General features: G+C 70.5%; 26 protein-coding genes and 1 riboswitch. Of the genes, 15 read left to right on the top strand and 11 right to left on the bottom strand.

Annotated elements, in window-relative coordinates:
• The first annotated feature begins 23 nt into the window (after nt 1-23).
• Nucleotides 24-1,604 carry a GMC oxidoreductase gene (locus tag AB0I51_RS38170; RefSeq protein WP_362982998.1) on the top strand — a complete coding sequence of 527 codons (1,581 nt, stop codon included), beginning with the start codon at nt 24-26 and terminating at the stop codon, nt 1,602-1,604.
• Between the two features lie 13 nt (nt 1,605-1,617).
• Here AB0I51_RS38170 and AB0I51_RS38165 read toward each other — a convergent pair whose 3' ends face one another.
• Entirely contained in the window at nt 1,618-3,414 is a 1,797-nt protein-coding gene (locus AB0I51_RS38165) for an AMP-binding protein (protein ID WP_362982975.1), read from the bottom strand.
• 338 nt (nt 3,415-3,752) lie between these two features.
• On the opposite strand from AB0I51_RS38165, the gene AB0I51_RS38160 reads away from it, so the two are divergent.
• The 6 genes from AB0I51_RS38160 to AB0I51_RS38135 all read left to right on the top strand — a co-directional run bounded on the left by AB0I51_RS38160 (nt 3,753) and on the right by AB0I51_RS38135 (nt 9,195).
• Complete coding sequence (locus tag AB0I51_RS38160; RefSeq protein ID WP_362982997.1) at nt 3,753-4,508, top strand: metallophosphoesterase; 756 nt, start codon at nt 3,753-3,755, stop codon at nt 4,506-4,508.
• A gap of 125 nt (nt 4,509-4,633) precedes the next feature.
• Nucleotides 4,634-5,077 carry an SRPBCC family protein gene (locus tag AB0I51_RS38155; protein ID WP_362982974.1) on the top strand — a complete coding sequence of 148 codons (444 nt, stop codon included), beginning with the start codon at nt 4,634-4,636 and terminating at the stop codon, nt 5,075-5,077.
• 154 nt (nt 5,078-5,231) lie between these two features.
• Nucleotides 5,232-6,401, top strand: a complete 1,170-nt coding sequence (locus tag AB0I51_RS38150; RefSeq protein ID WP_362982973.1) for an ArsA-related P-loop ATPase — start codon at nt 5,232-5,234, stop codon at nt 6,399-6,401.
• Between the two features lie 81 nt (nt 6,402-6,482).
• On the top strand, nt 6,483-6,968 hold the full coding sequence (locus tag AB0I51_RS38145; RefSeq protein ID WP_362982972.1) for a DUF5304 family protein: 486 nt from the start codon (nt 6,483-6,485) through the stop codon (nt 6,966-6,968).
• 384 nt (nt 6,969-7,352) lie between these two features.
• Nucleotides 7,353-8,306, top strand: a complete 954-nt coding sequence (locus tag AB0I51_RS38140; RefSeq protein WP_362982971.1) for an ROK family glucokinase — start codon at nt 7,353-7,355, stop codon at nt 8,304-8,306.
• Nucleotides 8,307-8,448: 142 nt separating this feature from the next.
• Nucleotides 8,449-9,195 (top strand): endonuclease/exonuclease/phosphatase family protein, encoded by a 747-nt coding sequence (locus AB0I51_RS38135; RefSeq protein ID WP_362982970.1) that lies wholly within the window; start codon nt 8,449-8,451, stop codon nt 9,193-9,195.
• Here the strand turns inward: AB0I51_RS38135 and AB0I51_RS38130 are convergent.
• The gene (locus tag AB0I51_RS38130) at nt 9,192-9,776 is read right to left on the bottom strand and encodes a hypothetical protein (protein WP_362982969.1); all 585 of its coding nucleotides are present in this window, start codon (nt 9,774-9,776) and stop codon (nt 9,192-9,194) included. The genes AB0I51_RS38135 and AB0I51_RS38130 overlap by 4 nt on opposite strands.
• Nucleotides 9,769-10,581, bottom strand: a complete 813-nt coding sequence (locus AB0I51_RS38125; protein WP_362982996.1) for an alpha/beta fold hydrolase — start codon at nt 10,579-10,581, stop codon at nt 9,769-9,771. Before AB0I51_RS38125 ends, AB0I51_RS38130 begins: the two co-directional genes overlap by 8 nt.
• A gap of 198 nt (nt 10,582-10,779) precedes the next feature.
• Between AB0I51_RS38125 and AB0I51_RS38120 the strand changes: the two genes are divergently transcribed.
• From AB0I51_RS38120 to AB0I51_RS38105, 4 genes are all read left to right on the top strand, one after another.
• Nucleotides 10,780-11,526 (top strand): lysophospholipid acyltransferase family protein, encoded by a 747-nt coding sequence (locus AB0I51_RS38120; protein ID WP_362982995.1) that lies wholly within the window; start codon nt 10,780-10,782, stop codon nt 11,524-11,526.
• Between the two features lie 32 nt (nt 11,527-11,558).
• Nucleotides 11,559-12,779 (top strand): DUF5931 domain-containing protein, encoded by a 1,221-nt coding sequence (locus tag AB0I51_RS38115; protein WP_362982968.1) that lies wholly within the window; start codon nt 11,559-11,561, stop codon nt 12,777-12,779.
• On the top strand, nt 12,776-13,453 hold the full coding sequence (locus tag AB0I51_RS38110; protein ID WP_362982967.1) for a response regulator transcription factor: 678 nt from the start codon (nt 12,776-12,778) through the stop codon (nt 13,451-13,453). Before AB0I51_RS38115 ends, AB0I51_RS38110 begins: the two co-directional genes overlap by 4 nt.
• A gap of 133 nt (nt 13,454-13,586) precedes the next feature.
• The gene (locus AB0I51_RS38105) at nt 13,587-14,615 is read left to right on the top strand and encodes a 6-phosphofructokinase (protein WP_362982966.1); all 1,029 of its coding nucleotides are present in this window, start codon (nt 13,587-13,589) and stop codon (nt 14,613-14,615) included.
• Between the two features lie 33 nt (nt 14,616-14,648).
• Here the strand turns inward: AB0I51_RS38105 and AB0I51_RS38100 are convergent, their stop codons facing one another.
• Both AB0I51_RS38100 and AB0I51_RS38095 read right to left on the bottom strand, forming a co-directional pair.
• Nucleotides 14,649-16,529, bottom strand: coding sequence for an anthranilate synthase family protein (locus AB0I51_RS38100; protein ID WP_362982965.1), 1,881 nt, complete (start codon nt 16,527-16,529; stop codon nt 14,649-14,651).
• Nucleotides 16,530-16,622: 93 nt separating this feature from the next.
• Nucleotides 16,623-16,679, bottom strand: a complete 57-nt coding sequence (locus AB0I51_RS38095; RefSeq protein ID WP_071528813.1) for a trp operon leader peptide — start codon at nt 16,677-16,679, stop codon at nt 16,623-16,625.
• Nucleotides 16,680-16,775: 96 nt separating this feature from the next.
• Here AB0I51_RS38095 and AB0I51_RS38090 point away from each other — a divergent pair, with 96 nt between their 5' ends.
• Nucleotides 16,776-18,128 carry a class II 3-deoxy-7-phosphoheptulonate synthase gene (locus AB0I51_RS38090; RefSeq protein ID WP_317885065.1) on the top strand — a complete coding sequence of 451 codons (1,353 nt, stop codon included), beginning with the start codon at nt 16,776-16,778 and terminating at the stop codon, nt 18,126-18,128.
• A 135-nt stretch (nt 18,129-18,263) separates the two neighbouring features.
• Complete coding sequence (locus tag AB0I51_RS38085) at nt 18,264-18,488, top strand: (2Fe-2S)-binding protein (protein ID WP_362982964.1); 225 nt, start codon at nt 18,264-18,266, stop codon at nt 18,486-18,488.
• A 9-nt stretch (nt 18,489-18,497) separates the two neighbouring features.
• Here AB0I51_RS38085 and bfr read toward each other — a convergent pair whose 3' ends face one another.
• On the bottom strand, nt 18,498-18,974 hold the full coding sequence (gene bfr / locus AB0I51_RS38080; RefSeq protein WP_019067787.1) for a bacterioferritin: 477 nt from the start codon (nt 18,972-18,974) through the stop codon (nt 18,498-18,500).
• Between the two features lie 157 nt (nt 18,975-19,131).
• Between bfr and AB0I51_RS38075 the strand changes: the two genes are divergently transcribed.
• The gene (locus tag AB0I51_RS38075) at nt 19,132-19,746 is read left to right on the top strand and encodes a sulfite oxidase-like oxidoreductase (RefSeq protein WP_362982963.1); all 615 of its coding nucleotides are present in this window, start codon (nt 19,132-19,134) and stop codon (nt 19,744-19,746) included.
• Here the strand turns inward: AB0I51_RS38075 and AB0I51_RS38070 are convergent.
• The 5 genes from AB0I51_RS38070 to thiO form a co-directional block, all read right to left on the bottom strand.
• Nucleotides 19,741-20,625: a deoxyribonuclease IV gene (locus AB0I51_RS38070; protein WP_362982962.1), complete on the bottom strand. Its 885-nt coding sequence runs from the start codon at nt 20,623-20,625 to the stop codon at nt 19,741-19,743. The two genes, AB0I51_RS38075 and AB0I51_RS38070, sit on opposite strands and share 6 nt — an antisense overlap.
• 34 nt (nt 20,626-20,659) lie before the next feature.
• Nucleotides 20,660-22,594, bottom strand: a complete 1,935-nt coding sequence (gene pknB, locus AB0I51_RS38065; RefSeq protein ID WP_362982961.1) for a Stk1 family PASTA domain-containing Ser/Thr kinase — start codon at nt 22,592-22,594, stop codon at nt 20,660-20,662.
• A 104-nt stretch (nt 22,595-22,698) separates the two neighbouring features.
• Nucleotides 22,699-23,493, bottom strand: coding sequence for a thiazole synthase (locus AB0I51_RS38060; protein ID WP_362982960.1), 795 nt, complete (start codon nt 23,491-23,493; stop codon nt 22,699-22,701).
• Nucleotides 23,494-23,496: 3 nt separating this feature from the next.
• Nucleotides 23,497-23,697 (bottom strand): sulfur carrier protein ThiS, encoded by a 201-nt coding sequence (gene thiS, locus AB0I51_RS38055; RefSeq protein ID WP_362982959.1) that lies wholly within the window; start codon nt 23,695-23,697, stop codon nt 23,497-23,499.
• On the bottom strand, nt 23,694-24,866 hold the full coding sequence (thiO, locus tag AB0I51_RS38050) for a glycine oxidase ThiO (RefSeq protein ID WP_362982958.1): 1,173 nt from the start codon (nt 24,864-24,866) through the stop codon (nt 23,694-23,696). Before thiO ends, thiS begins: the two co-directional genes overlap by 4 nt.
• Nucleotides 24,864-24,975: riboswitch (TPP riboswitch) on the bottom strand. It overlaps the preceding gene by 3 nt.
• A gap of 52 nt (nt 24,976-25,027) precedes the next feature.
• On the opposite strand from thiO, the gene AB0I51_RS38045 reads away from it, so the two are divergent.
• Nucleotides 25,028-25,378, top strand: coding sequence for a hypothetical protein (locus AB0I51_RS38045; protein WP_362982957.1), 351 nt, complete (start codon nt 25,028-25,030; stop codon nt 25,376-25,378).
• Nucleotides 25,379-25,391: the final 13 nt, after the last annotated feature.

Genomic DNA, 25,391 nt, shown 5'->3' with positions numbered 1-25,391 from the left:
TGACGAGACGTCAAATACTGGGCATGATCGCCCTCCAGACCGCCGCAGCGGCCGGTCTCACCCGAATCGGCCTCCAGTCGGCGCAGGCGGTCGAACCCGCGGCCGTCGAAACCGCCCCCGCGATCGTCGTCGGCTCCGGCTACGGCGGCGCGGTCGCCGCCCTCCGCCTCGGCCAGGCCGGCATCACCACCCTCGTCCTGGAGATGGGCAGGCTCTGGAACACCCCCGGCTCCGACGGCAAGATCTTCTGCAACACCGCCAACCCGGACCAGCGGTCGATGTGGTTCAAGACCCGCACCGAGGCCCCGCTCGCGAGCTTCCTCTGGCTGGACGTCGTCAACAAGGACATCACCCCGTACCCGGGCGTCCTGGACCGTGTGCACTACGACAACATGTCCGTCTACGTCGGCCGGGGCGTCGGCGGCGGCTCGCTGGTCAACGGCGGGATGGCGGTCACCCCGCGCCAGTCGTACTTCACCGAGCAGTTCCCCACCGTGGACGCCACCGCGATGTACAACACGTACTTCCCGCGCGCCCGCACCATGCTCGGCGTCAACACCGTCGACCCGACCTGGTTCGAGTCGACCGAGTGGTACCAGTTCACCCGCACCTCACGGAAGGCCGCCACGAACACCGGCCTGACGACCACCTTCGTGCCCAACGTCTACGACTTCGGGTACATGCAGCAGGAGGCGGCCGGCACCGCCACCAAGTCCGCGCTCGCCCAGGAGGTCATCTACGGCAACAACTACGGCAAGAAGAGCCTCGACAAGACCTACCTCGCCTCGGCGCTCGGCACCGGCAAGGTCACCATCCACACCATGGAGAAGGTGAAGGCCGTCACGCGGGCGAGCGACGGGTCGTACCTGCTGACCGTCGACCGGATCGACAACACCGGCGCGGTCGTCGAGACCAAGCAGTACGGCTGCACCTATCTGTTCCTCGGCGGCGGCAGCCTCGGCACCACCGAACTCCTCGTCCGCGCCCGGGACACCGGCACGCTGCCCGCGCTGGACGCCACGGTCGGGGCGGGCTGGGGTCCCAACGGCAACACCATGGTGGGCCGCGCCAACCACATCTGGGACACCACCGGGGCCAACCAGGCGACCATGCCGGTCATGGGAATCGACGACTGGTCCAATACCGACAACCCGGTCTTCGCGGAGATCGCCCCGCTGCCCATCGGGTTCGAGACCTGGGTGAGCCTCTATCTGGCGATCACCAAGAACCCCCAACGGGCCTCGTTCACCTACGACTCGGCGAGCGGCACGGTGAAGCTGGGCTGGACCGCGGCCCAGAGCGCGGTCTCGGTCGCCATGGCCAAGAAGCTGTTCGACCGGATCAACTCGGCCAACGCGACGATCTACCGCTCCGACCTGTTCGGCACGCCCAGCAAGGAGTTCGCGGACGACTTCTGCTACCACCCGCTGGGCGGCTGCGTGTTGGGCAAGGCGACCGACAACTACGGCCGGGTGAAGGGGTATTCGAAGCTGTACATCACGGACGGTTCGCTGGTGCCCGGCAACATCGGCGTGAACCCGTTCGTCACCATCACCGCGCTCGCCGAGCGCACGATGGAACGGGTCCTCGCCGAGGACATGTGACCCAACCGGCCGCCTACTTCTGGTAGATGGCCTCGATCTCGTCCGCGTAGTCCCGCGCCACCACATTCCGCTTGAGCTTCAGGGACGGCGTCAGGTGGCCCGACTCCTCCGTGAACTGGGAGGACAGAATGCGGAACTTCCGCACCGATTCCGCCTTCGACACCGCGGCGTTGCCGTCGTCGACGGCGTCCTGGATCGCCTGCACCAGATCCGGGTCGTCGCGCAGCGACGCCGCGGTGGAACCCGCCGGCTTGCCGTGCTCGGCCGCCCAGCGGCCCAGGAACTCGTCGTCGATGGTGATCAGCGCCCCCACGAAGGGCCGCCCGTCCCCGACGACCATGCACTCCGCGACCAGCGCGTGCGCGCGGATCCGGTCCTCGATCACGGCCGGGGCGACGTTCTTGCCGCCCGCGGTGACGATGATCTCCTTCTTGCGGCCGGTGATCCGGAGGTAGCCGTCCTCGTCGAGGGTGCCGATGTCCCCGGTGTGGAACCAGCCGTCGGCCAGCGCCTCGGCCGTGGCCGCCTCGTTGTTCCAGTAGCCCTTGAACAGGTGCTCGCCGTGCAGCAGCACCTCGCCGTCGTCCGCGATGCGTACGACAGAGCCGGGCAGCGGCTGCCCGACCGTGCCGATCTTCGTCCGGTCCCAGGGGTTGAAGGCCGTGGCGGCACAGGACTCGGTGAGCCCGTAGCCCTCCAGGACCGTGAAGCCGATGCCCCGGAAGAAGTGCCCCAGCCGCTCGCCCAGCGGAGCCCCGCCGGAGATCGCGTACTCGCCCCGGCCGCCGAGCACCGCGCGCAGCTTGCTGTAGACGAGCTTGTCGAACGTCCGGTACTTGATCTTCAGACCGAGGGACGGACCCGACGGCGTGTCCAGCGCGCGGCTGTACGCGATCGCGGTGTCGGCCGCCTTGTCGAAGATCTTGCCCTTGCCGTCCGCCTGCGCCTTGGCGCGCGCCGAGTTGTAGACCTTCTCGAAGACGCGCGGCACACCGAGGATCAACGTCGGCCGGAACGAGGCGAGTTCGTCGGTGAGGTTCTTGATGTCCGGGACCAGGCCCAGCTTGATCGGCGCCATCATGGGCGCGATCTGCACCAGCCGCCCGAAGACGTGCGCGAGCGGCAGGAACAGCAGCACCGAGCACTCGCCGGTGCGGAACAGCGGGCGCAGCCGCTCCACGATGTTGCCGCACTCCGCGAAGAAGCTGCGGTGGGTGAGCACACAGCCCTTGGGGCGGCCCGTCGTACCGGAGGTGTAGACGATGGTCGCCGGGTCGTCGGCCTTCGCCTGCGAGCTGCGCTCCTCGACGGTCGCGTCCGAGACGTCCTTGCCCGCACGGCCCAGCTCGTCGATCGCGCCGGCGTCGATCTGCCAGACGTGCTTGAGCGCGGGCAGCCCGTCACGCACCGACTCGACGGCGGCGGCGTGCCCGTCCTGCTCCACGATCACGGCCGTGGCACCCGAGTCGCTCAGGATCCACTGCACCTGCTCCGGTGAGCTGGTCTCGTACACCGGCACGGTGATCGCGCCCGCACACCAGATCGCGAAGTCGAGCAGCGTCCACTCGTACCGCGTGCGGGACATCAGCCCGACCCGGTCGCCGGGCTGGACGCCGGAGGCGATGAGCCCCTTGGCGGCGGCGTGCACCTCGGCCAGGAAGACCGTGGCGGTCACGTCCTGCCAGCCGCCGTTCGCCTTGCGGGCGATGACGGCGACATCTGGGTGCTGCGCGGCGTTTCTGCGGACGATGTCGGTCAGGTTGCCGTCCGCAGGGACCTCGTACAAAGCCGGAAGGCTGAACTCGCGCAAGACTGCTGCTCCTCATAGGGCGCCGGCGCCACGACGTTGTGTGATGCGACGGTCCGGTCCAAGGCTCGGGCAGGTGCGTCAGGACCGGGTGATTGAAATCCTGAGCACGACTGGACTGCCCGGACGTTACCCGCCGGTATGGCTCCTACGACAGGGGGGTCCGGCGAGATGTTCGCTGCGTCACACAGATTGGTGTTTCCTCGCGCACAGTAGTCCACGCCTTTCTTGACTGGCCAGTAACGGCGAGCGAGGCCGCCACTGTTCACGTTTGCCGCACACGCCTACGCTTGATCGTCATGGCACCCACACCGTCCGGAAACTCCAGGACACGCGTACATGTGGTCAGCGACGTGCACGGCAACGCCCGTGACCTGGCCGCCTCCGCCGAGGGTGCCGACGCCCTGATCTGCCTGGGCGACCTGGTCCTCTTCCTCGACTACGCCGACCATGCGCGCGGCATCTTCCCCGAACTGTTCGGCGAGGAGAACGCCGACCGCCTGGTCGAGCTGCGCACCGCCCGCCGCTTCGAGGAGGCCCGCGAACTCGGCGCCCGCCTCTGGAGCACGGTCGGCGGGGACCGCGCGGCCCTCATCGAGAAGGCGGTCCGCAAGCAGTACGCGGAGATGTTCGCCGCCTTCCCCATCCCTACGTACGCCACCTACGGCAATGTCGACATGCCGACCCTGTGGCCCGAGTACGCCGGACCCGGAACCACCGTGCTCGACGGCGAACGCGTGGAGATCGGTGGCTGGACGTTCGGCTTCGTCGGCGGCGGCCTGCGCACCGCCATGCGCACCCCGTACGAGATCAGCGACGAGGAGTACGCCGCCAAGATCGAGGCCGTCGGCGAGGTCGACGTCCTGTGCACGCACATCCCGCCCGAGGTCCCCGAGCTGGTCTACGACACCGTCGCGCGCCGTTTCGAGCGCGGCAGCCGGGCCCTCCTGGACGCGATCCGCCGCACCAGGCCCCGCTATTCGCTGTTCGGCCACGTCCACCAGCCGCTCGTCCGGCGGATGCGGATCGGGGCGACCGAGTGCGTGAACGTGGGGCACTTCGCGGGGAGCGGCAGGCCCTGGGCACTGGAGTGGTGACCTCCTCCTGATGTCCGCAGGTAGGGGGTGCGGTAAGGGGGTTGGCGGGGAGGTAGCCTTCACGCTGCACGCGCAAGCGCACGACGACGACGCCCTGCCGGTCCGCATCTGGAGGAGCCACAGCGATGGCGGAACACACCAGTTCGAGCATCACGATCGAGGCGGCACCGGCCGACGTCATGGAGGTGATCGCCGACTTCGCCCGCTACCCGGACTGGACCGGTGAGGTGAAGGAGGCTGACGTCCTCAAGACCGACGAGCGGGGCCGCGCCGAACAGGTCCGCCTCGTCATGGACGCCGGCGCGATCAAGGACGACCAGGTCCTCGCGTACACCTGGACCGGCGACAACGAGGTCTCCTGGACCCTCGTCAAGTCCCAGATGCTGCGCTCCCTGGACGGCTCTTACCTCCTCAAGCCCACGGCCGCGGGTGCCACGGAGGTCACGTACCTGCTGACCGTGGACGTCAAGATCCCCATGCTGGGCATGATCAAGCGCAAGGCCGAGAAGGTCATCATCGACCGGGCGCTGGCGGGGCTGAAGAAGCGGGTGGAGTCGGGGGGGAAGTAGCGGGAGCTGTCGGAGGACCTTTTCAGCGCCGGTCGTCCGTCAGCCCTTCCGGAGTGTGAGGACGAGGCCCTTTCGGGGCCGAAGCGGGGGTCTGGGGTGCGGCAGGCCCCGGTGGCGGCGCCCAGCGCCCACCGACCGACTACCGTTCACTCATATGCGCACCCTCCTGATCACCGGCCCAGGCGGCAGCGGCCGCAGCACCATCGCCGCAGCCACCGCACAAGCCGCCGCAGGCACCGGCACCCGCACGCTGCTCCTGGGTGCCGACCGCGGCGACACCCTGGGCGCGGCCCTGGGGGTGCCGACAGGAGCGGCCCCCGTACAGGTCACCGAACACCTCACCGCCTGGCGCCCCGACGCCACGGAGTCGTTCCGCACCGACCTCACCGCCTTCCAGAACCGCGCCTCCTCCGCCCTGGAAGTCCTGGGCGCCGCCCGACTGGACGCCGAGGAACTCACCCCTCTCCCCGGCGCCGAGGAACTGGCCCTGCTCCGCGCCCTGCGTGACGCGGTCCTGTCGGAGGCCTACGACCTGCTCGTGGTCGACCTTCCGCCCACCCGCCACGCACTCGCCCTCCTCGCCCTCCCCGAGGAACTCCGCCGCTACCTGCGCCGCCTCCTCCCCGCGGAGCGCCAGGCTGCCCGCGCCCTGCGTCCGGTGCTCGGCCGCCTCGCCGGCGTCCCGATGCCCTCGGAGTGGCTCTACGACACGGCGGGCCGCTGGGACGTGGAACTGGCCGCGGTCGAGGCGGTCCTCGCCGACCGGAACACGTCCGTGCGCCTGGTCGCCGAGCCCGGACCGGCCGGAGCCGACGCCGTCCGCGCGGCCGGTCTCGCCCTCGCCCTGCGCGGACTGCGCCCAGACGCGCTGGTCGCCAACCGGGTGCTGCCCGAGTCCGTCGAGGACACCTGGCTCGCCGGCTTCAACGCCCAGCAGCGCAAGACCCTGGACGAGTGGCAGGGCACGTACGACGTCCGGCACGTCCGCCACCTCGGCCACGACCCACGCGGCACCGACGACCTCGCCGCGCTCGCCGTGCCCGGTGTCAACGCGACCGGCTCCACGGTCGAGTGGCCCGTGACCGACGAGCTCGCCGAGGACGGCGTTCTGGTCTGGCACATCCCGCTGCCCGGCGCGATACGGGACGAGCTGGACCTCGTCCGCCGCGGCGACGAACTCGTGGTCACCGTCGGCCAGTTCCGCCGTATCGTGCCGTTGCCGTCGGCCCTGCGCCGCTGCACCGTGGCCGGCGCCGCCCTGCGCGAGGGCGAGCTGCGCATCCGCTTCACGCCCGACCCGGGCCTGTGGCCGCAGGGAGGGTGAGTATTGGTGGATGCGGAGACGTGAAGCACGTACGCCCATTCGGGTAACGTCGTAGAGACGAACCGTAGTCAGGAGTCCGTCATGAGCGAAGAGCTCCCCCCGTACGACGCCGGCAAGGAAGAGGCGCTCGACGAGGTGCGGGCGACCGACGCCGACGCCTGGGCGACGGCGGCCGCTGAAGACCTCGCGGCGGAGAAGGCCCGCCGCCGCACCCAGTACGGCCCGCCCCCGGGCTCGGCCGCCGAGGAACTGCGCAAGCTCGTCGACACCGTCGCGGACAAGCTGTCCGGCCTCCAGTCCCCGCTGCTCGGCCAGGTCGCGGGACCGGCCGCCCAGCAGGTGGTCAAGCAGGTCGTCCAGCAGGCCAAGGCCGCCGTCGAGCCCGTCATCGAACGCAACCCGGACGTCTTCGACCACCTCGCGGCGGCCGGGGGCGAACTCCTCGCCGCGTACCGCTCCGCCGTCCAGGCCCAGGAACAGCGCTGGACGGCCCGCGACAGCGAACTGAAGAACCTGCGCGACCCCGGCGACGACTCCGGCCCGGGAGAGCGCATCGACCTCGACTAGGGCCTGTCCGGCGGGTCCTGCCGCAGACGCGGGGTGTGGTGGCCCTCCCCCCACTGCCTTAAAGGCGTGGGGGGACTCCAGCCGCGTTGTCGTCGGTCGCCGACGTCTCCCAGCCTTCGGACGGGAGGTGTCCCCACCGCGTCGACTCCCTCCTCCGCCTTGCAGCTGCACGCACCACACCCCGCTCACCGGAGTCGATCAGCCACCGTCACTCTCCTGCGACCTGACCCGTCGGACAGGCCCCAGCCAGTCCCGAGGGTCCGCCGCCGCCGTCCCGTCCGCACGGTGGTGACGGTCCCGTTCTCCGGACCGACGTCGCGAATCCGACGTCGGCCCCTCGGGTACGGTGGGCCGTAGCGGGGCTCGACCGAAACTGAGGGATTCATGGGACTCACCATCGGCGTCGACATCGGCGGCACCAAGATCGCGGCCGGCGTGGTCGATGAGGAAGGCAACATCCTGTCGACCCACCAGGTGCCCACCCCGGGCACGCCCGAGGGCATCGTCGACGCCATCGCCGCAGCCGTCGACGGAGCGCGCGCCGGGCACGAGATCGTGGGCGTGGGCATCGGCGCGGCAGGTTACGTGAACCGGCAGCGCTCCACCGTGTACTTCGCGCCGAACATCGACTGGCGCCAGGAGCCGCTGAAGGACAAGGTCGAGGCCCGCGTGGGTCTCCCCGTCGTCGTCGAGAACGACGCGAACGCCGCGGCCTGGGGCGAGTACAAGTTCGGCGCCGGCAAGGGCCACCGCAACGTCATCTGCATCACCCTCGGCACCGGCCTCGGCGGCGGCATCATCATCGGCAACAAGCTGCGCCGCGGGCACTTCGGGGTGGCCGCCGAGTTCGGCCACATCCGCATGGTGCCCGACGGCCTGCTGTGCGGCTGCGGATCGCAGGGCTGCTGGGAGCAGTACGCCTCCGGCCGCGCCCTCGTCCGCTACGCCAAGCAGCGCGCCAACGCCACCCCCGAGGCCGCCGACGTCCTGCTCTCCCTCGGCGACGGCACCCCCGACGGCATCGAGGGCAAGCACATCTCCATGGCGGCACGGCAGGGCGACCCGGTGGCCGTCGACTCCTACCGCGAACTGGCTCGCTGGGCCGGCGCCGGCCTCGCGGACCTGGCCTCCCTCTTCGACCCCTCCGCGTTCATCGTCGGCGGCGGCCTCTCGGACGAGGGCGAACTCGTCCTCGACCCGATCCGCAAGTCCTACAAGCGCTGGCTGGTGGGCGGCAACTGGCGCCCGGTGGCCGACGTGATCGCCGCACAGCTGGGCAACAAGGCGGGGATGGTCGGCGCGGCGGACCTGGCAAGGGAACCCGACCCGATCATGTAGACGTACGGCGACTGTGCCCACCTGGGGGCGCGGGGCGGTAGTCGATATGCGACTACCGCCGCGCGCGCGACCAGCCACATCCGACCGGCAGTCGCCCACGTACGCCGCGCCCCGAGCTGTCGGGCAGCGTAAATTGATCCACATGGCGCCGCTCCCCGACTCCCGTACCGAATCCGACGGTTCCGCGATCGTCCGCGTCCTGAGCTACAACATCCGCTCGATGCGCGACGACACCGCCGCCCTGGCCCGGGTGATCAGGGCCTGTGCCCCGGACCTCGTCCTCGTCCAGGAAGCACCCCGCTTCTTCCGCTGGCGCAAGAAGCTCGCCCGCCTGGCCTCCGCGTCCGACCTGGTCGTCCTCTCCGGAGGAGGCACCGCCGCGGGCCCGGCCCTGCTCTGCTCGCTGCGGGCGACGGTCGAGCGAACCGAGGACGTACTCCTCCCGCTCACCCCCGGCGAACACCGCCGCGGCTTCGCGACCGCGATCGTCCACTTCGGCGCCGCCCGGCTCGGCGTCCTCAGCTGTCACCTCAGCCTGCGCGACGACGAGCGCTACGACCAGGGCGGCATGGTGCTCGACCGGCTGGCCGGCATGGGCGTGGACCACGCGATCGCGGGCGGCGACCTCAACGACCGCCCCGGCGGCCGCACTTTCACCCGGCTGGCCAAGGACCTCCAGGACTGCTGGGCCACCAGCCCCTGGGGCGCGGAGTACACCTGGACCCCCGGCAACCCCTTCCAGCGCATCGACGCGATCTTCGCGACACCGGGCGTCGAGGTGCTGGGCTGCGGGGTGCCGTCGGAGCAGCCGGGAGTGACGGACACAGACCTGAGGGCGGCCACGGACCACTTCCCGGTCCTGGCCGCCCTCAGAATTCCCGCGAGTTAGACCACGGCCCCGCGCCCGGGATCGTCGCCCTCCTCGTCGTCCGTCCGCATCCGCATCACCAGCGTGCCGAAACCGCCCAGGAAGCCGCCGATGCCGACGGTCGCCAGCCACCAGGTCATGTCCCAGCCGAGCAGCACCGCCAGCAGCAGGAGGATCGGACCGCCGATCACCCCGAGCCAGGCGAACTTGGCAGTCGTGTCGGCGGCCGGCAGCGGAGGCGGCTCCGGCGGTACGAAGTGGCCCTCGTCGTCCTCGTCGAAGTCCTCCTCGGAGGAGTCCGGCGCGGTGTAGTCACGGGGGCCGCCGACGCCGGGCGCGAAGGAGACGGAGCTGCCCAGCGGCTTGGCGGGCGCGGGCTCCTCCGTGACCTTGTCCTGCTCCTTGGCCTTGGGCTGCTCGTCGTTCTTCTCGGGGTCGAGCAGCGCCAGGTCCTCGATCGACTTGAACGGCTTGGCGCCCGGCGGGTCCTTGGGCTCGTCGCCGTATCCGGCGACGATCGCGGCCCACGCGGCCTCCTCGTCGAACGGGACGCCCTGCTCGTCCGGTTCGAGGCCCTCGCGGTCGGAGTCGTGCTCAGCCACCTGTGGCCGTCCCTTCCTGCTCGCTCACCCGGCCCGTGTCGGACGCCTGCTTGCCGACACTGGGTGCGAGCCGGCCGATGAACGTGAAGCTCTCCTCGAAAATCCGGTCCGCGTCGTGGTCCAACGTCGCGACGTGGTAGCTCTGTTCCAGCAGGATTTCCGTCACGTCGGCCGAGGAAACGCGGCTGAGGACTCGGGCCGAGTCGGCCGGCGGCACCACATGGTCCTGGGGGCTGTGCAGCAGCAGGAGCGGCTGGGTGACCTGCGGGAGGTCGCGGTCGACCAGCCGGAAGAAATTACGCAGCGAGTGCGCGGAGTGCAGCGGCACCTTGTCGTAGCCGACCTCCTCGCTGCCCTCCTTCGCGATGTCGCTGGCGATGCCCGGCGCCGTACGCACCAGGTGGCGGGCCACCGGAAGGGCGTACGCGGCGAGGCCGTGCACCTTGATACCGGGGTTGACGACCACGACGCCGCTGATCTCGTCGCCGTGCTTCGCGGCCAGCCGAAGGGCCAGCGCGCCGCCCATGGACAGGCCCGCGACGAAGACCTGCGAGCAGCTCTCGCGCAGGGCGCGCAGCTCGCGGTCCACCTCCGCGTACCAGTCCTGCCAGCCGGTGAGCTGCATGTCCTCCCAGCGGGTGCCGTGCCCGGGCAGCAGCGGCAGCGACACGGTGAGGCCGCGCTCGGCCAGATACTCCGCCCAGGGGCGCAGCGACTGCGGGGAACCGGTGAAGCCGTGGCAGAGGAGAACTCCGACCTCCCCGCCCTCGTGGCGGTACGGCTCGGCTCCGGGGAGGACCGGCACCTTCGGTCTCCTGTTCATGAGAGGGGCGTGTTCATGTTCATGAGAAGGGTGTGCGTGAGTGAGGCGTGAACGAGTCCAGGTGCGGTTAACCGTACGCGACCGCACTGACACCGACCAGGGCCGTCGGGTCCTTTGACGGTGCTCCGGGTTAAGGTCTGATCGACGAACACAGGAGGCACTCGGTTGTTGTACGGCACGATGAAGGTCGCCATCGGTGGGCCGCTGAAGGTCGCCTTCAGGCCGTGGGTGGAGGGCCTCGAGAACATTCCGGCGGAGGGTGCCGCCATTCTGGCGAGCAATCACCTCTCCTTCTCGGACTCGTTCTTCCTGCCCGCGGTCCTCGACCGCAAGGTGACCTTCATCGCGAAGGCCGAGTACTTCACGACGCCCGGGGTGAAGGGCAAGCTGACGGCCGCGTTCTTCAAGGGGGCCGGCCAGCTTCCGGTGGACCGCTCGGGTGCGCGCGGGGCGGGCGAGGCCGCGATCAAGGCCGGGCTCGACGTCCTGGAGCGCGGTGAACTGTTCGGTATCTATCCGGAGGGCACGCGCTCCCCGGACGGCCGTCTGTACCGCGGCAAACCCGGCGGCCTCGCGCGCGTGGCGCTCGCCAGTGGCGCCCCGGTGATCCCGGTGGCGATGATCGACACGGAGAAGATCCAGCCGCCCGGCAAGGTCGTGCCGAAGCTGATGCGCCCGGGCATCCGGATCGGCAAACCGCTCGACTTCAGCCGGTACAACGGCATGGAGCACGACCGTTTCGTGCTGCGCGCCGTGACCGACGAGGTCATGTACGAAATCATGAAGCTCTCCGGCCAGGAGTACGTGGACATCTACGCGACCGCCGCCAAGCGGCAGCTCGCGGAGGCGGCGAAGGCCGAGAAGGAGGCGGACAAGGCCACCAAGGCCGCGCTCGCACAAGCGGAGAAGGAACAGACGAGCCCCTAGGGTGGGGCCGGTCTGTGTCGGGGGTGGGGATCGTGGCCAAGCGCGAGCGTGTCATCAGGATGTCCGTCGAGCAGCCGCTGTGGCGTGCCCTGAGCGGCTACCGGGTGCTGACCATGCTGTACGCGGTCGGACTGTTCGCCTCCGAGTACGACCAGTTCGACCGCCCGGGCATCGCGATCGCCTTCTACGTCGTCCTGTTCGTCTGGACGCTCGCCACCCTGCCCCGCGTGCAGAGCGCGGTCGCCTGCACCAAGCGCTTCCTCGCCGTCGACCTCGCGATCGCGCTGACCGGCATCGTCCTCACCCCGCTCGCCGCCGACGACCACCACATCAACAGCGGCGGCCCCACCCTGCCGTCGATATGGACCGCGGGCTCGGTCCTCGCCTACGCCATCAAGGGCGGCTGGCGCTGGGCCGCCTTCGCCTCCACCCCGGTCGCCGTCGCCAACCTGATCGAGCGCGGTTCCCCGGCCCGCGACACCGTCCACAACGTGGTCCTCGTCTGGGTCGCCTCCATCGCGATCGGCTACGTCGTGGAGGTCGCCCGCGCCTCCGAGCGCACCCTCGCCCGTGCCCTGGAGATCGAGGCCACCACCCGGGAGCGGGAGCGGCTGGCCCGGGACATCCACGACGGTGTCCTCCAGGTGCTGGCCATGGTGCAGCGGCGCGGTGCCGTGCTCGGCGGTGAGGCGGGCGAACTGGGCCGGATGGCGGGCGAGCAGGAGATCGCCCTGCGCACCCTGGTCTCCGGCGGCCTGGTGCCCGTCTCCCGGGTGTCGCTGGACGCGGCGGAGGGCGCGGTCGTGAGGGCCGTGGAGGAAGAATCCGGTGATGACGGCGACGGTCCGGTGGATCTGCGCCCGCTGCTCGCCCCGTACGCCGCCGCGAAGGTGAGTTTCGCCGAGCCCGGTGCCCCGGTGCCGTTGCCCGCGCCCGCCGCGAAGGAGCTGGCCGCCGCTGTTGGTGCCGCCCTGGACAATGTGCGCAGGCATGCCGGTGCGGACGCCCGTGCCTGGATCCTGGTCGAGGACGAGCCCGGGGAGGTCGTGGTGACCGTACGGGACGACGGGCCCGGTATCCCCGAGGGGCGGCTGGCGCAGGCCGAGGGGGAGGGGCGGCTAGGGGTCGCCCTGTCGATCCGGGGCCGGCTGCGGGACCTGGGCGGCAGCGCCGAGCTGGTCTCGATTCCCGGACAGGGCACGGAAGTCGAGCTGAAGGTACCGAAGGCGCGGGGGAAGGCGGGGACACGATGAGTGAGCAGCGGGGCCCGATCAGGGTCATGGTGGTCGACGACCATCCGATGTGGCGCGACGCGGTTGCCCGCGACCTGGCCGAGTCCGGCTTCGACGTGGTCGCCACCGCCGGGGACGGTGAGCAGGCGGTACGCCGGGCACGGGCCGCCGCCCCCGACGTCCTGGTCCTGGACCTGAACCTGCCGGTGCTGCCCGGCGTCCAGGTCTGCAAGGAACTCGTGGGCGCCAACCCGGCGTTGCGCGTCCTGGTCCTCTCCGCGAGCGGTGAGCACGCGGACGTACTGGAGGCGGTGAAGTCGGGCGCGACCGGCTATCTGCTCAAGTCGGCGTCCACGGAAGAGCTGTTGGACGCGGTGCGCCGGACGGCGGTCGGTGACCCGGTGTTCACCCCCGGGCTGGCCGGACTGGTCCTCGGCGAGTACCGCCGCCTGGCCTCGGACCCGCTGCCGGCCGCCGGCAGCGACGAGCCCAAGGCGCCCCAACTGACCGACCGCGAGACCGAGGTGCTCCGCCTGGTCGCCAAGGGCCTGAGCTACAAGCAGATCGCCGAGCGCCTGGTCATCTCGCACCGCACGGTCCAGAACCACGTCCAGAACACCCTGGGCAAGCTCCAGTTGCACAACCGGGTGGAGCTGGTGCGGTACGCGATAGAGCGCGGGCTCGACGACGCGTAGACAGGTCCGGTAGATCAACTCCCCGACAATTCAACGGAATTGATCACGGAATTGACCTTCCCGCCCATCCCTCTGTGACCTGGATCACCACTAGCGTGGCTGTCACGGGAAACTGCGGCGAAGGGAATCTTCCATGCGTGTCGGAGTACTGACCGGAGGCGGCGACTGCCCCGGACTCAACGCCGTCATCCGGGGCATCGTCCGCAAGGGCGTCCAGGAGTTCGGCTACGACTTCGTCGGCTACCGGGACGGCTGGCGAGGGCCGCTCGAAGGCGACACCGTCCGTCTCGACATCCCCGCCGTGCGCGGCATCCTGCCCCGTGGCGGCACCATCCTCGGCTCCTCCCGCACAAATCCGCTGAAGCTGGAGAACGGCATTCGCCGTATCAAGGAGAACCTCGCCGCGCAGGAGGTCGACGCGCTCATCGTGATCGGCGGCGAGGACACCCTCGGTGTAGCCGCCCGGCTCTCGGACGAGTACGGCGTGCCGTGCGTCGGCGTACCGAAGACCATCGACAACGACCTGTCCGCCACCGACTACACCTTCGGCTTCGACACCGCCGTGGGCATCGCCACCGAGGCCATCGACCGGCTGCACACCACCGCCGAGTCGCACATGCGGGTCCTGGTCTGCGAGGTCATGGGCCGCCACGCCGGCTGGATAGCGATCCACTCCGGCCTGGCCGGCGGCGCCAACGTCATCCTCATCCCCGAGCAGCGCTTCGACGTCGACCAGGTGTGCGGCTGGATCACCTCCCGCTTCAAGTCGTCGTACGCACCGATCGTGGTCGTCGCGGAAGGAGCCATGCCCAAGGACGGCGACGCGGTCCTCAAGGACGGCACCCTCGACTCCTTCGGCCACGTCCGGCTGTCCGGGGTCGGCGAGTGGCTGGCCAAGGAGATCGAGAAGCGGACCGGCAAGGAGGCCCGGACCACCGTCCTCGGCCACATCCAGCGCGGCGGCACCCCCAGCGCCTTCGACCGCTGGCTCGCCACCCGCTTCGGCCTGCACGCCATCGAGGCCGTCCGCGACGGCGACTTCGGCAAGATGGTCGCCCTGCGCGGCACGGACATCGTCCGCGTACCGATCGCGGAGGCCACGGCCCAGCTGAAGACGGTGGACCCGAAGCTGTACGAGGAGGTCGGGGTGTTCTTCGGCTGAACGTGGCCGCACTCCGGGCGTCGGCCGGGCAACTCAGCCCGTCCGGCGCTCCGCCGCCCTCGCGCTCGTCCCGCGCAACTGCCCCACCAACTCCCGTACGACAGCTGCCCCGTTGAGCGTCAGCACCGACTCCGGGTGGAACTGGACGCCGGCGAACCCCGGCCCCCGCAGCGCATGCACCTCACCACTCGCGCTACGGCTCACCTCCACACCGTGGGCCCCCAGCTCGGCGGCGGCCTCGTCGTCGCAGCGCGCCACGAAGCTGTTGTAGAAGCCGACGGTCTCCTCCCGCCCGAACAGATCGACCGTCGTCTGCGCACCCTGGTACGGAACCTCCTTGCGTACGATCTCCAACCCCAGCTCCGCCGCGATCAGTTCGTGCCCGAGGCACACGCCCAGGACGCCGTGCCGGTTCTCGCGGAGACACTCGGCGGTCAGCGCCCGCAGGAACCGCATCTTCGGGTCGGACCTGTCCGAAGGGTCGCCCGGTCCGGGGCCCAGCACCACGGGCCCCTCGTGCGCGAGCACCGCCTCCCGCAGCCCCGCCTCGTCGTACCGGCGCACAGTCACCTCCAGGCCGCTCGACCGCAGCACGTGCGCGAGCATCGCCGTGAAGGTGTCCTCCCCGTCGACGACCAGCGCGTGCCCGCTCAGCTCCTCGGACCGCTCCTGCATCCGCAGCCAGAAGGGGGCCAGGGAGGAGCGGCGCCCGTCGAGCGCGGCCCGCACCCTGGGGTCGTCGGCCAGCCGGGGGCGCGTGCCCTCCTCGCGCGGCCGGGACGGTCGTACGCCGAGAGCCGCCAGGACGCCCGCCGCCTTCGCGTGGGTCTCCGCGACCTCGCTCGCCGGGTCGGAACCGCGCACGAGGGTGGCGCCGACCGGGACCCGCAGCCGCCCGGCCGGGTCGATGTCGGCGGTGCGGATGAGGATGGGCGAGTCGAGGGTCTGGGCACCGCCGGAGTCGTGGCCGAGCAGGGCCAGCGCGGCGCCGTAGTAGCCGCGCCCGCCGGCCTCGTGCCGCTCGATCACCCGGCAGGCGTTCTGCACCGGCGACCCGGTGACGGTCGCCGCGAACATGGTCTCCTTCAGGACCTCCCGCACGTCCAGCGAGGACTTGCCGCGCAACTCGTACTCGGTGTGCGCGAGATGGGCCATCTCCTTCAGCCGGGGCCCGACCACGACCCCGCCCATGTCGCCGACCGTGCACATCATCTTGAGCTCCTCGTCGACGACCATCGACAGCTCCTCGATCTCCTTGCCGTCGGCGAGGAAATCCAACAGATGCCCGGGCGTGGGCCCCTCCGCCGGATAGCGGTACGTCCCGCTGATCGGGTTCATGACGACCGTCCCGCCGGACATCCGGACGTGCACCTCGGGGCTCGCGCCCACAAGCGTCCGCTCCCCGGTGTGCACGACGAACGTCCAGTACGCGCCCCGCTCACCCACCAGCAGCCGCCGGAACAGCGCCAGCGCGTCGGCCCGGCCGTACCCCGGGATCTCGCCCTCGTACGTCCGCCGGATGACGAAGTTGGCGCCCTCGCCGCGCCCGATCTCCTCCCGTAGCACCCGCCCGACGATCTCCCCGTACGCCTCGTCGCCGACGTCGAAGCCACCGCCCTCGACCCGCACGTCGTGCGCGGGCAGCTGGTCCAGCGCGTCGGCGAGCGGGATGCCGTACGACTCCTCGGGGGTGAGGAAGGCCAGGGGAGTGCCGTCGTCGCGGACGTCGAAGCCGCGCTCGCGGATCTGGCGGTAGGGGATCAGGGCCAGGCCCTCGGCGGGGAGGTCGGCGAGGCGGTCGTGGGTGGAGACCGGGCCGAGGAAGACCTCTACCGTGTTCTCGTCGTGGCCCGGCGTGCGGCGGCGCAGCAGGGCGAACGGTCGGTCGTCGTTCAGCAGCTGTGTCAGGTCCATGGTTCCTCTGCCATCGATGGAGGAGGAACGACCCCGGAAACGCCGAAGGCCGCCCCTCGGGCGGCCTTCGCGAAGTACTGGGAGTACGCGCAGTCAGTGGGCCGCCGGATGAGCGGTCCACCACCAGTTCTGGGTCGAATGCGCGAACATGCGAGGCACCCTACCCCACGCGCACCTGAGCGTGCGGGTGTCTCACCTGTCGAGCCGTGCGAAAACCGGGCGACACGACCCCGTAATGTTGAGTCCGTGACCGTGAACGCTAAGACCAGCGCCAGCGCTGGCAACACCTGGCGAGACCTGCCCGCGGCGCAGCAGCCCGAGTACCCCGACACCGAGGCTCTGCGCGCAGTGATCGCGGACCTCGCGTCGTATCCGCCGCTCGTCTTCGCGGGCGAGTGCGACCAGCTGCGTGCCCGGTTGGCGGCCGTCGCCAAGGGAGAGGCGTTCCTCCTCCAGGGCGGCGACTGCGCCGAGGCCTTCGACGCGGTGTCCGCCGACCACATCCGCAACAAGCTGAAGACCCTGCTCCAGATGGGCGCCGTACTGACGTACGCCGCCTCGGTGCCGGTGGTCAAGGTCGGCCGTATCGCCGGCCAGTACTCCAAGCCGCGCTCCAAGTCGACCGAGACCCGCGACGGGGTGACGCTCCCGACCTACCGGGGCGACTCCGTCAACGGCTTCGCCTTCACCGAAGAGGCCCGTATCCCGGACCCCGAGCGCCTGAAGCGGATGTACAACGCGTCCGCCTCCACGCTCAACCTGGTGCGCGCCTTCACCACCGGCGGCTACGCCGACCTGCGCCAGGTGCACGCCTGGAACCAGGACTTCGTGAAGTCGTCCCCCTCCGGCCAGCGCTACGAGCAGCTGGCCCGTGAGATCGACAACGCGCTGAACTTCATGCGGGCCTGCGGGACCGACCCGGAGGAGTTCAAGACCGTCGAGTTCTACTCCTCGCACGAGGCGCTGCTGCTGGACTACGAATCGGCCCTGACCAGGGTCGACTCCCGCACCGGCAGGCTCTACGACGTTTCCGGGCACATGGTGTGGATCGGCGAGCGCACACGGCAGCTGGACGGCGCGCACATCGAGTTCGCCTCCCAGATCCGCAACCCGATCGGCATCAAGCTCGGCCCGACGACGACCGCCGAGGACGCGCTGCAGTACATCGAGCGCCTCGACCCGGACCGCGAGCCCGGCCGGCTCACCTTCATCGTGCGGATGGGCGCGGACAAGGTCCGCGACAAGCTGCCCGAGCTGGTCGAGAAGGTCACCGCGTCCGGCGCGACCGTCGCCTGGATCACCGACCCGATGCACGGCAACACGTACGAGGCGGCCTCCGGTCACAAGACCCGCCGCTTCGACGACGTGCTCGACGAGGTGAAGGGCTTCTTCGAGGTCCACAAGGGCCTCGGCACCCATCCGGGCGGCATCCACGTCGAGCTCACCGGTGACGATGTCACCGAGTGCGTGGGCGGCGGCGACGAGATCTTCGTCGACGACCTGCACCAGCGCTACGAGACGGCCTGCGACCCGCGCCTGAACCGCAGCCAGTCCCTCGACCTGGCCTTCCTGGTCGCAGAGATGTACAGGGACCAGTAGCCGGTTCACCTGTTACAGCAGAGTGCCGTGGGGCGGGGATCACATACGATCCCCGCCCCACGGCACTTTTGCAGGACCTGCGGGCCGGGTAAGGTTAGGTTGGCCTTATCAAGTTCCGGCGGGAGGTGAATCCGCGTGTATGTCTGCAGCTGCTTCCAGGTGACCGAGGCGCAGGTCCAGGAGCACGCGGGTGGGGGTGCCTGCACGCCCCGCCAGATCGCCTCCGCCTGCAAGGCCGGTACCGACTGCGGTTCGTGCGTCCGCCGGATCCAGGCGATCCTCGGCCGCGGCAGCTGCCCGCGCCGCGATCTCGCGGAAGAGGGCGCGCCGGTCTTCGCCGAACTGGACGAAGCCGCTTAGGGGCGGACCCTAGCTGGGCTGCTCGATCTGCTGCGCGATGTAGAGCGCCTCGCCGAGCTGCTCGATCAGCTGCAGCTGCGTGTCCAGGTAGTCGATGTGGTGCTCCTCGTCCTCGAGGATGTCCTCGAAGATGTTCGCCGACGTGACGTCGCCCTTCGCGCGCATCACCTCGATACCCCGCTTGAGGCGGTCGATCGCCTCGACCTCCACCTGCCGGTCCGCCTGGAACATCTCGGTGACCGTCTGACCGACCCGGACGTGGAACAGCCGCTGGTAGTTGGGCAGGCCGTCGAGCATCAGGATGCGCTCGGTGATCCTGTCCGCGTGCTTCATCTCGTCGATGGATTCTTCACGCGTGTACTTGGCGAGCTTGGTCCAGCCGTTGTTGTCCTGGATGCGGTAGTGCAGCCAGTACTGGTTGATCGCGGTCAGCTCACCGGTGAGCTGCTCGTTCAGGAACTCGAGGACCTCGGGGTCGCCCTGCATCGCAGAGGCTCCTTCCAAAACAAGGGAACTGGCGGGTTGCGCCGCATGATTGCACCGGCGCGAAGAGGTCGTCCAGTAAGTGCATGCTTAGTAGGAGTTGCCCGAATCCGCCCAGAGCCGGTCATGTGCACCGGCCCCCGTCTGTCAGGATGGAGCCATGGGTCAGAGAGGGGTCGAACAGTCCGAGCTGCCGCCCGGCCAGCGACTTCAGCGCGGCTGGCCGGTCACCCACTACGGCCCGGTCCCCAAGTTCCGCCCCGAGCGCTGGGAGTTCAGGGTCTTCGGCGCCACCGCCGACGGCGACAAGCACTGCTGGAACCACGAAGAGTTCACGGCTCTGCCCTACGACTCGGTCGTGGCCGATCTGCACTGCGTCACGAAGTTCAGCATGCTGGGCGCCGAATGGGGCGGCATCCCCGCCCGCACCATCCTGGAGACCGCCCCGCCGTCACCCGCCGTCACCCACGTCATGGTCTGGGCGGAGTACGGCTTCAGCGCCAACCTCCGGCTCGCCGACTTCGCCGCCGACGGCACCATCTTCGCCACCCACAAGGACGGCGAACTCCTCACCGCCGAACACGGCTTCCCGCTCCGCCTGGTCGTCCCCCACCTGTACGCCTGGAAGGGCCCGAAGTGGGTCCGGGGCGTCGAGTACATGACGGCCGACCGGCGCGGCTTCTGGGAGGAACGCGGGTACCACAACGTCGGGGACCCGTGGAAGGAACAGCGGTACTCGTACCAGGAGGGGCCCGGCGAGGGTCCCGAACTATGAGTCCCTGAGCTTCTTCAGCCGCTCCACGTCCGCCGCGTGCCCTTCCTTGCCGCCGGGCGTCTCGATGATCAGCGGTACGCCCTCGGTCGCCGGGTGGGTCATCAGCGCGCGGAACGGATCCTCGCCGATGTGCCCGGAGCCGATGTTCTCGTGGCGGTCCTTGTGGGCGCCGACGACGTCCTTGGAGTCGTTGGCGTGGATCAGTTTCAGCCGTCCCTGGCCGACCGTGTCCACCAGCAGGTCGAGCGTCTGGTGCATCCCGCTCGGACCGGTCAGGTCGTGCCCGGCGGCGAAGATGTGGCACGTGTCCAGGCACACGCCCAGCTTCGGATGGGCGTCCAGCGCCTCGAAGTACGGCCCGAAGTCCCAGGTCCGGGAGCAGAGGGAGGAACCCTGGCCGGCCGTGGACTCCAGCAGCAGGAACGGATCGTCGTCGTGGGTCAACTCGTCGAGCAGCGGCAGCAGATGCTCCCGTACCTGGGCCAGCGCCACCGCCCGCTCCCGCCCGCCCGTCGCGCTACCGGTGTGCACGACCACACCGAGCGCGCCGATCTCCCGTCCCCGCCGGAGCGAGTGCCGCAGCGACTCCACCGACTTCTCCACGGTGGCCTCGGTGTGCGAGCCGAAGTTGATCAGGTACGGCGCGTGCACGTACGCCGGGATGGACTCGGCCTCGCACACCGCGCGGAACTCCTTGTCCTGGCGCGGGTTCCCGACCGGTGTCGCCCAGCCGCGCGGGTTGGCGACGAAGACCTGCACGGTCTCGGCGGCCAGCTCACGGGCGTAGGACAGCCCCACGGAGTGGAGACCGCCGGCCACCGGGACATGGCCGCCGACGGGGTTGCGGGAAGGGATGCGGGAGGGGGACGCGCTGCTCACACGTCCAGGGTGTCACGCGCGCGTGCCGCCCCCGTCACCGGATGGTGATCGTGATCGTCGACCCCTTGGGTGCCTGTTCGCCCGCGTCCACGGACTGTTTCTTCACGGTGTCGCCGAACAGGCCGAGCAGCCCGCGGTCCTCCTCGACCTTGAAGCCGGACTCCTCAAGGAGCTTCGTCGCCGCGTCGACGCTCGCGCCGACCACGCTCGGGACCTCGACCATCTCCGGGCCCTTGGACAGGGTCAGCGTCACCGTGTCGCCCGAGGCGGCCCGGCTGTCGCCGGCCGGGGTCTGCTGGGCGACCTGGCCCGCGTCGTACTCCGAGGTGACCTCGGTGTCCGACACCTTCACCGTGAGACCGGCCTCCTGGAGGTCCGACTTCGCCTCGTCCAGGTCCTCACCGGTGACGTCGGGCACGTCGACCGCGCTGCCCTTGCTGACGGTCAGGGCTATCGCGGAGCCCGCGTGGCGCTCGGTGCCCGCCTCGGGGTCCGTGCTGATCACGAAGCCCTTGGGGACGTCGTCGCTGAACTCCCTGGTGACCATGCCGGCCGCAAGTCCGTCCGTCCTGAGCAGGGCCTGCGCCTTGGCCAGGGCGTAGCCCGTCAGATCGGGCACCTTCACGGTCTCGGGTCCGTCCGAGATGGTCAGGGCCACCGAGTCGTTGTCCCGGATGCGGGCGCCGGCCACCGGGTCGGTGCTGATGACCGTGCCGCGCTTCACGGTGTCGCTGTAGGCGTGCTTGACCGACTTGACGTCGAGACCGGCCTCCTTCAGCCGCTCCTTCGCCTGCGCCTCGGTCTTGGCCAGCAGCGGCGGGACCTCGGTGAACTGGCCGGAGTTGATGTACCAGACGCCCGTCCCGACCCCGATGATCAGCAGGACGGCGGCAATGACCGCCAGCAGCCCGCGCCGGGGCCGCCGCGCTTCGCGCCGCCGGGGCGGCAGCGGCGGCCCGCTCTCGAACCGGCTGGTCCGGTTGAACGGGTCACCGGGCTCGTCGTCCTCGTTGACCGGCAGCGGACGCGGCACGGTCAGCGAGCGCGGGATCACACTCGTACGGTTCTCGGAGTCGGGATGTTCCGAGGTCAGTGCCTGCGGCGGCACCGCGTCCAACTGCTCGTCGCTCAGCCCCGCCCGCGCCTCGCGGACCAGACCGAACAGCGAGACCGCGTCGTACGGCCGGATGTCGGGGGTGCGCGCGGTGGCCGTGGCGACCAGCTCGTCCAGCTCGTACGCCAGCCCGGGGACGACGGCCGAGGGCGGCGGGACGTCCTCGTGCAGGTGCTTGTAGAGCACGATCGCGGGGGAGTCCCCGTCGTGCGGCTTCTGGCCGGTGAGCATCTCGTACAGGACGACACCGCACGCGTACACGTCGACCCGTGGGGACGCCGTGCCGCCCTCGATCTGCTCCGGCGCGAGATACGAGACCGTGCCGAGCACGTTCTCCGTGGTGCTGGTGACCGTGTCCACGGACCGGACCAGCCCGAAGTCGGCGACCTTGACCCGGCCGTCGTCCCCTATGAGCACGTTCTCCGGCTTCATGTCCCGGTGCACGAACCCGGCCCGGTGCGCGGCACCCAGCGCGGCCAGCACCGGCTCCAGGATGTCCAGCGCGGCCCGCGGCTGCAGCGCCCCGCGCTCGCGCAGCACGTCCCGCAGGGTGCAGCCGGCGACGTACTCCATCGCCAGATAGACGTACGCCCCCTGGGCGCCCTGGTCGAAGACCTGCACCACGTTCGGATGCGCCAGCCGCGCCACCGACTTGGCCTCGCGGATGAAACGGTCCACGAAGGAGGCGTCGGCCGCCAGCGTCGGGTGCATCACCTTGAGCGCGAGAACCCGGTCCAGGCGGGTGTCCACGGCCCGGTAGACCGTGGCCATCCCGCCGACGGCGATCCGCGCGTCGACGCGATAGCGGCCGTCGAGCAGCTGCCCGACGAGAGGGTCATGAAGGGTCGTATCCACGCAGGTGAGTGTACGAGCCGAGGCTGACAGCACCGCCTTTTCGGCCAGTTTCGGGGCGGTACTGCAGCCGAGCTGTGACGGATCGCACGCTGGGGAGCGGGAGTTCAGAACGCCGGCCGTTCGGGGTCCAGACGGGCCAGGCCGGTCGTCGGAGACGACGCCTCGGCGAAGTGCCTACGGGGGATACGCCCCGCCCGGAACGCCAGCCGCCCCGCCTCCACCGCGCTGCGCATCGCGGACGCCATCAGCACCGGCTCCTGCGCCCGCGTCACCGCCGAGGCGAGCATCACACCCGCGCACCCCAGCTCCATCGCGAACGCCGCGTCGGACGCCGTGCCCGCCCCCGCGTCCAGAATCACCGGCACGCGGGCGTGCTCGGTGATCAGCTGGAAGTTGTGCGGGTTGCGGATCCCGAGCCCGGAGCCGATCGGCGACCCCAGCGGCATGATCGCCGCGCACCCGACGTCCTCCAGCTTCCGCGCGAGGACGGGGTCGTCGTTCGTGTACGGCAGCACCGTGAAGCCGTCGTCGACCAGGGTCTCGGCGGCGTCGAGCAGCTCGATCGGGTCGGGCAGCAGGGTGCGCTCGTCCGCGATCACCTCAAGTTTGACCAGTGACGTCCCGAGCGCCTCCCGCGCCAGCCGCGCCGTCAGCACCGCCTCGCCGGCCGTGAAGCAGCCTGCGGTGTTGGGCAGCACCCGGATGCCGAGCCGTTCCAGGACGGACAGCACCGAACCGTGCACGGAAGCGTCGACGCGGCGCATCGCGACCGTCGTGAGCTCCGTCCCGGAGGCCACCAGCGCGCGCTCCAGGACGTCGAGGCTGGGCGCGCCCCCGGTGCCCATGATCAACCGGGACGTGAAGGACGTACCACCGAGGACGAAGGGGTCGTCGGCCATGGGTCAGCCTCCTTGGACGGCGGTGAGGACCTCGACGCGGTCCCCCTCGGAGAGGGAGGTCGAGGGCCACTGCGCGCGCGGGACGACGGTTTCGTTGAGGGCGGCGGCCACCCCGGAGGGCGACGGGGCCAGGGTGCGCACGAGGGCGTCGAGAGCGGTGCCGGGAGCGATCTCCCGGGGCTCTCCGTTGACGGAGACGTTCATGCGGGCTGCTCCACGAGTGCCGTGCGTTCTCTGCGGGCGAACCGCTTCGGGGTGAACGGGCTTGCCTCGTCCGGGAGTTCACCGGTGGCCAGCGCGTGCGCGAGGGCGTCACCGGTGACCGGCGTGAGCAGTACGCCGTTGCGGTAGTGCCCGGTGGCCAGCAGCAGCCCCGGGAGTGTGGTCGGGCCGAGCAGGGGCGCGTTGTCGGGGGAGCCGGGGCGCAGGCCTGCCCGGGTCTCGGTGAGCGGCAGTTCGGTGATCCCGGGGACCAACTCGTGGGCGTCGCGCAGCAGTTCGTAGACGCCGCCCGCGGTCACCGTGGTGTCCCAGCCCAGTTCCTCGCTGGTCGCGCCGACGACCAGCTCGCCGTTCTCGCGCGGCACCAGGTAGACGTGGCTGCCGCGCACCACGGCCCGCACGGTCCGGCTCAGGAACGGCGCGTACCGCTCCGGCACGGTCAGCCGCAGCACCTGCCCCTTCACGGGCCGTACGGGCGGCAGGACGTCGTCGGGGACCCCGGCCAGCCGCCCGCTGAGGCTGCCGCCGGCGAGCACCACCTGGTCCGCGCCCAGCGCTTCCCCCTCACGCGTGACGACCCCTGTGGCGCGGTCCCGCCCGACCGTGAGCCGCTCGGCCCACGTCCGGTGGAAGGCGACCCCGGCGCGCTCACAGGCGGCCACCAGCGCCCGCGCCAGCCGCCGCGGGTCGACCTGGTGGTCCCCGTCGACCCGGAGCCCCCCGCGCACACCCGGCGCGAGCATCGGCTCCAGGCGCCGGCACTCGCGCCCGGAGAGCCACTCGGAGTCCAGGCCCGACTGCTGCTGCAGGGCGTGCAGTTCACGCAGATGGGCGCGGTCGTCGGCGTCCAGGGCGACGGCGAGGGTGCCGCAGCGCCGGTAGCCGAGGTCGAGGCCGGTGAGGTCGGTCAGCTCGGCGGCGAAGTCCGGGTAGCGGTGCGCCGAGGCCAGGTTGAGGGCGAGCAGGGTCTGCTCGCCGTAGTGCAGTTCCGTTACGGCGGCCAGCATCCCGGCGGCCACCTGGGCGGCCCCGCCGCCCGGCTCGGGGTCCACGACGGCGGTGGCCAACCCGCGTTGCGCGGCCCGCCAGGCCGTGACCAGGCCGATGATCCCGCCCCCGACGACGAGGACGTCTGACGTACGTGTAGGCATGGGCGTCCAGCCCCTCCCTTCGCCGGCATGACCCGGATCAGGTTCGTACGGTCGGAGGCCGCCAGCCTCCCTCTCAGCCCAGTGCGTCCGGACTCCCGCGAGTGCTTGTACGTTGGCCACCCTAGCCCGTACCCCATGTCCCAGTAAGGGAGCCTCCGTCCATGGCCCGCTCGCTCGACGGTCTCGTCCTCGCCCCCGTCGCGGACCAGGCACCGGGTCAGGTCGGCACCCGCACCCGGTTCGCGTACCACGAGAAGGACGGCGAGATCTGGGCCGAGTACGCGGGCGGCGACGTCGTACGCGGGCATCTCGTCGGCACGCGCGCGGGGGACCGTCTCGACTTCCGGTACGTGCAGCTGAAGACGGACGGGACGACGTCCTCAGGGCACTGCGTGTCCGAAGTCGTCGAGCTGTCCGACGGCCGCATCCGCCTCGACGAGACGTGGGAGTGGGAGTCGCAGTTGGGCAGCGGGACGAGTGTTGTGGAACAGGTCACTGAACGCGCCCCCTGACTGACGTTTTGTC

The organism is Streptomyces sp. NPDC050549, assembly GCF_040655035.1.
Lineage (GTDB): Bacteria > Actinomycetota > Actinomycetes > Streptomycetales > Streptomycetaceae > Streptomyces.
This window is presented reverse-complemented; position numbering and strand designations above follow the sequence as displayed.

Bases quoted from the DNA above. Each gene is read 5' to 3' on its own strand.
- bfr (WP_019067787.1), bottom strand. From the start codon at position 18,974: ATGCAGGGCGACCCCGAGGTCCTCGAGTTCCTGAACGAGCAGCTCACC.
- AB0I51_RS38155 (WP_362982974.1), top strand. From the start codon at position 4,634: ATGGCGGAACACACCAGTTCGAGCATCACGATCGAGGCGGCACCGGCC.
- AB0I51_RS38120 (WP_362982995.1), top strand. From the start codon at position 10,780: ATGAAGGTCGCCATCGGTGGGCCGCTGAAGGTCGCCTTCAGGCCGTGG.
- AB0I51_RS38145 (WP_362982972.1), top strand. From the start codon at position 6,483: ATGAGCGAAGAGCTCCCCCCGTACGACGCCGGCAAGGAAGAGGCGCTC.
- AB0I51_RS38075 (WP_362982963.1), top strand. From the start codon at position 19,132: ATGGGTCAGAGAGGGGTCGAACAGTCCGAGCTGCCGCCCGGCCAGCGA.
- AB0I51_RS38135 (WP_362982970.1), top strand. From the start codon at position 8,449: ATGGCGCCGCTCCCCGACTCCCGTACCGAATCCGACGGTTCCGCGATC.
- AB0I51_RS38150 (WP_362982973.1), top strand. From the start codon at position 5,232: ATGCGCACCCTCCTGATCACCGGCCCAGGCGGCAGCGGCCGCAGCACC.
- AB0I51_RS38100 (WP_362982965.1), bottom strand. From the start codon at position 16,529: ATGGACCTGACACAGCTGCTGAACGACGACCGACCGTTCGCCCTGCTG.
- AB0I51_RS38060 (WP_362982960.1), bottom strand. From the start codon at position 23,493: ATGGCCGACGACCCCTTCGTCCTCGGTGGTACGTCCTTCACGTCCCGG.
- AB0I51_RS38045 (WP_362982957.1), top strand. From the start codon at position 25,028: ATGGCCCGCTCGCTCGACGGTCTCGTCCTCGCCCCCGTCGCGGACCAG.
- AB0I51_RS38170 (WP_362982998.1), top strand. From the start codon at position 24: ATGATCGCCCTCCAGACCGCCGCAGCGGCCGGTCTCACCCGAATCGGC.
- thiO (WP_362982958.1), bottom strand. From the start codon at position 24,866: ATGCCTACACGTACGTCAGACGTCCTCGTCGTCGGGGGCGGGATCATC.
- AB0I51_RS38140 (WP_362982971.1), top strand. From the start codon at position 7,353: ATGGGACTCACCATCGGCGTCGACATCGGCGGCACCAAGATCGCGGCC.
- thiS (WP_362982959.1), bottom strand. From the start codon at position 23,697: ATGAACGTCTCCGTCAACGGAGAGCCCCGGGAGATCGCTCCCGGCACC.
- AB0I51_RS38105 (WP_362982966.1), top strand. From the start codon at position 13,587: ATGCGTGTCGGAGTACTGACCGGAGGCGGCGACTGCCCCGGACTCAAC.
- AB0I51_RS38110 (WP_362982967.1), top strand. From the start codon at position 12,776: ATGAGTGAGCAGCGGGGCCCGATCAGGGTCATGGTGGTCGACGACCAT.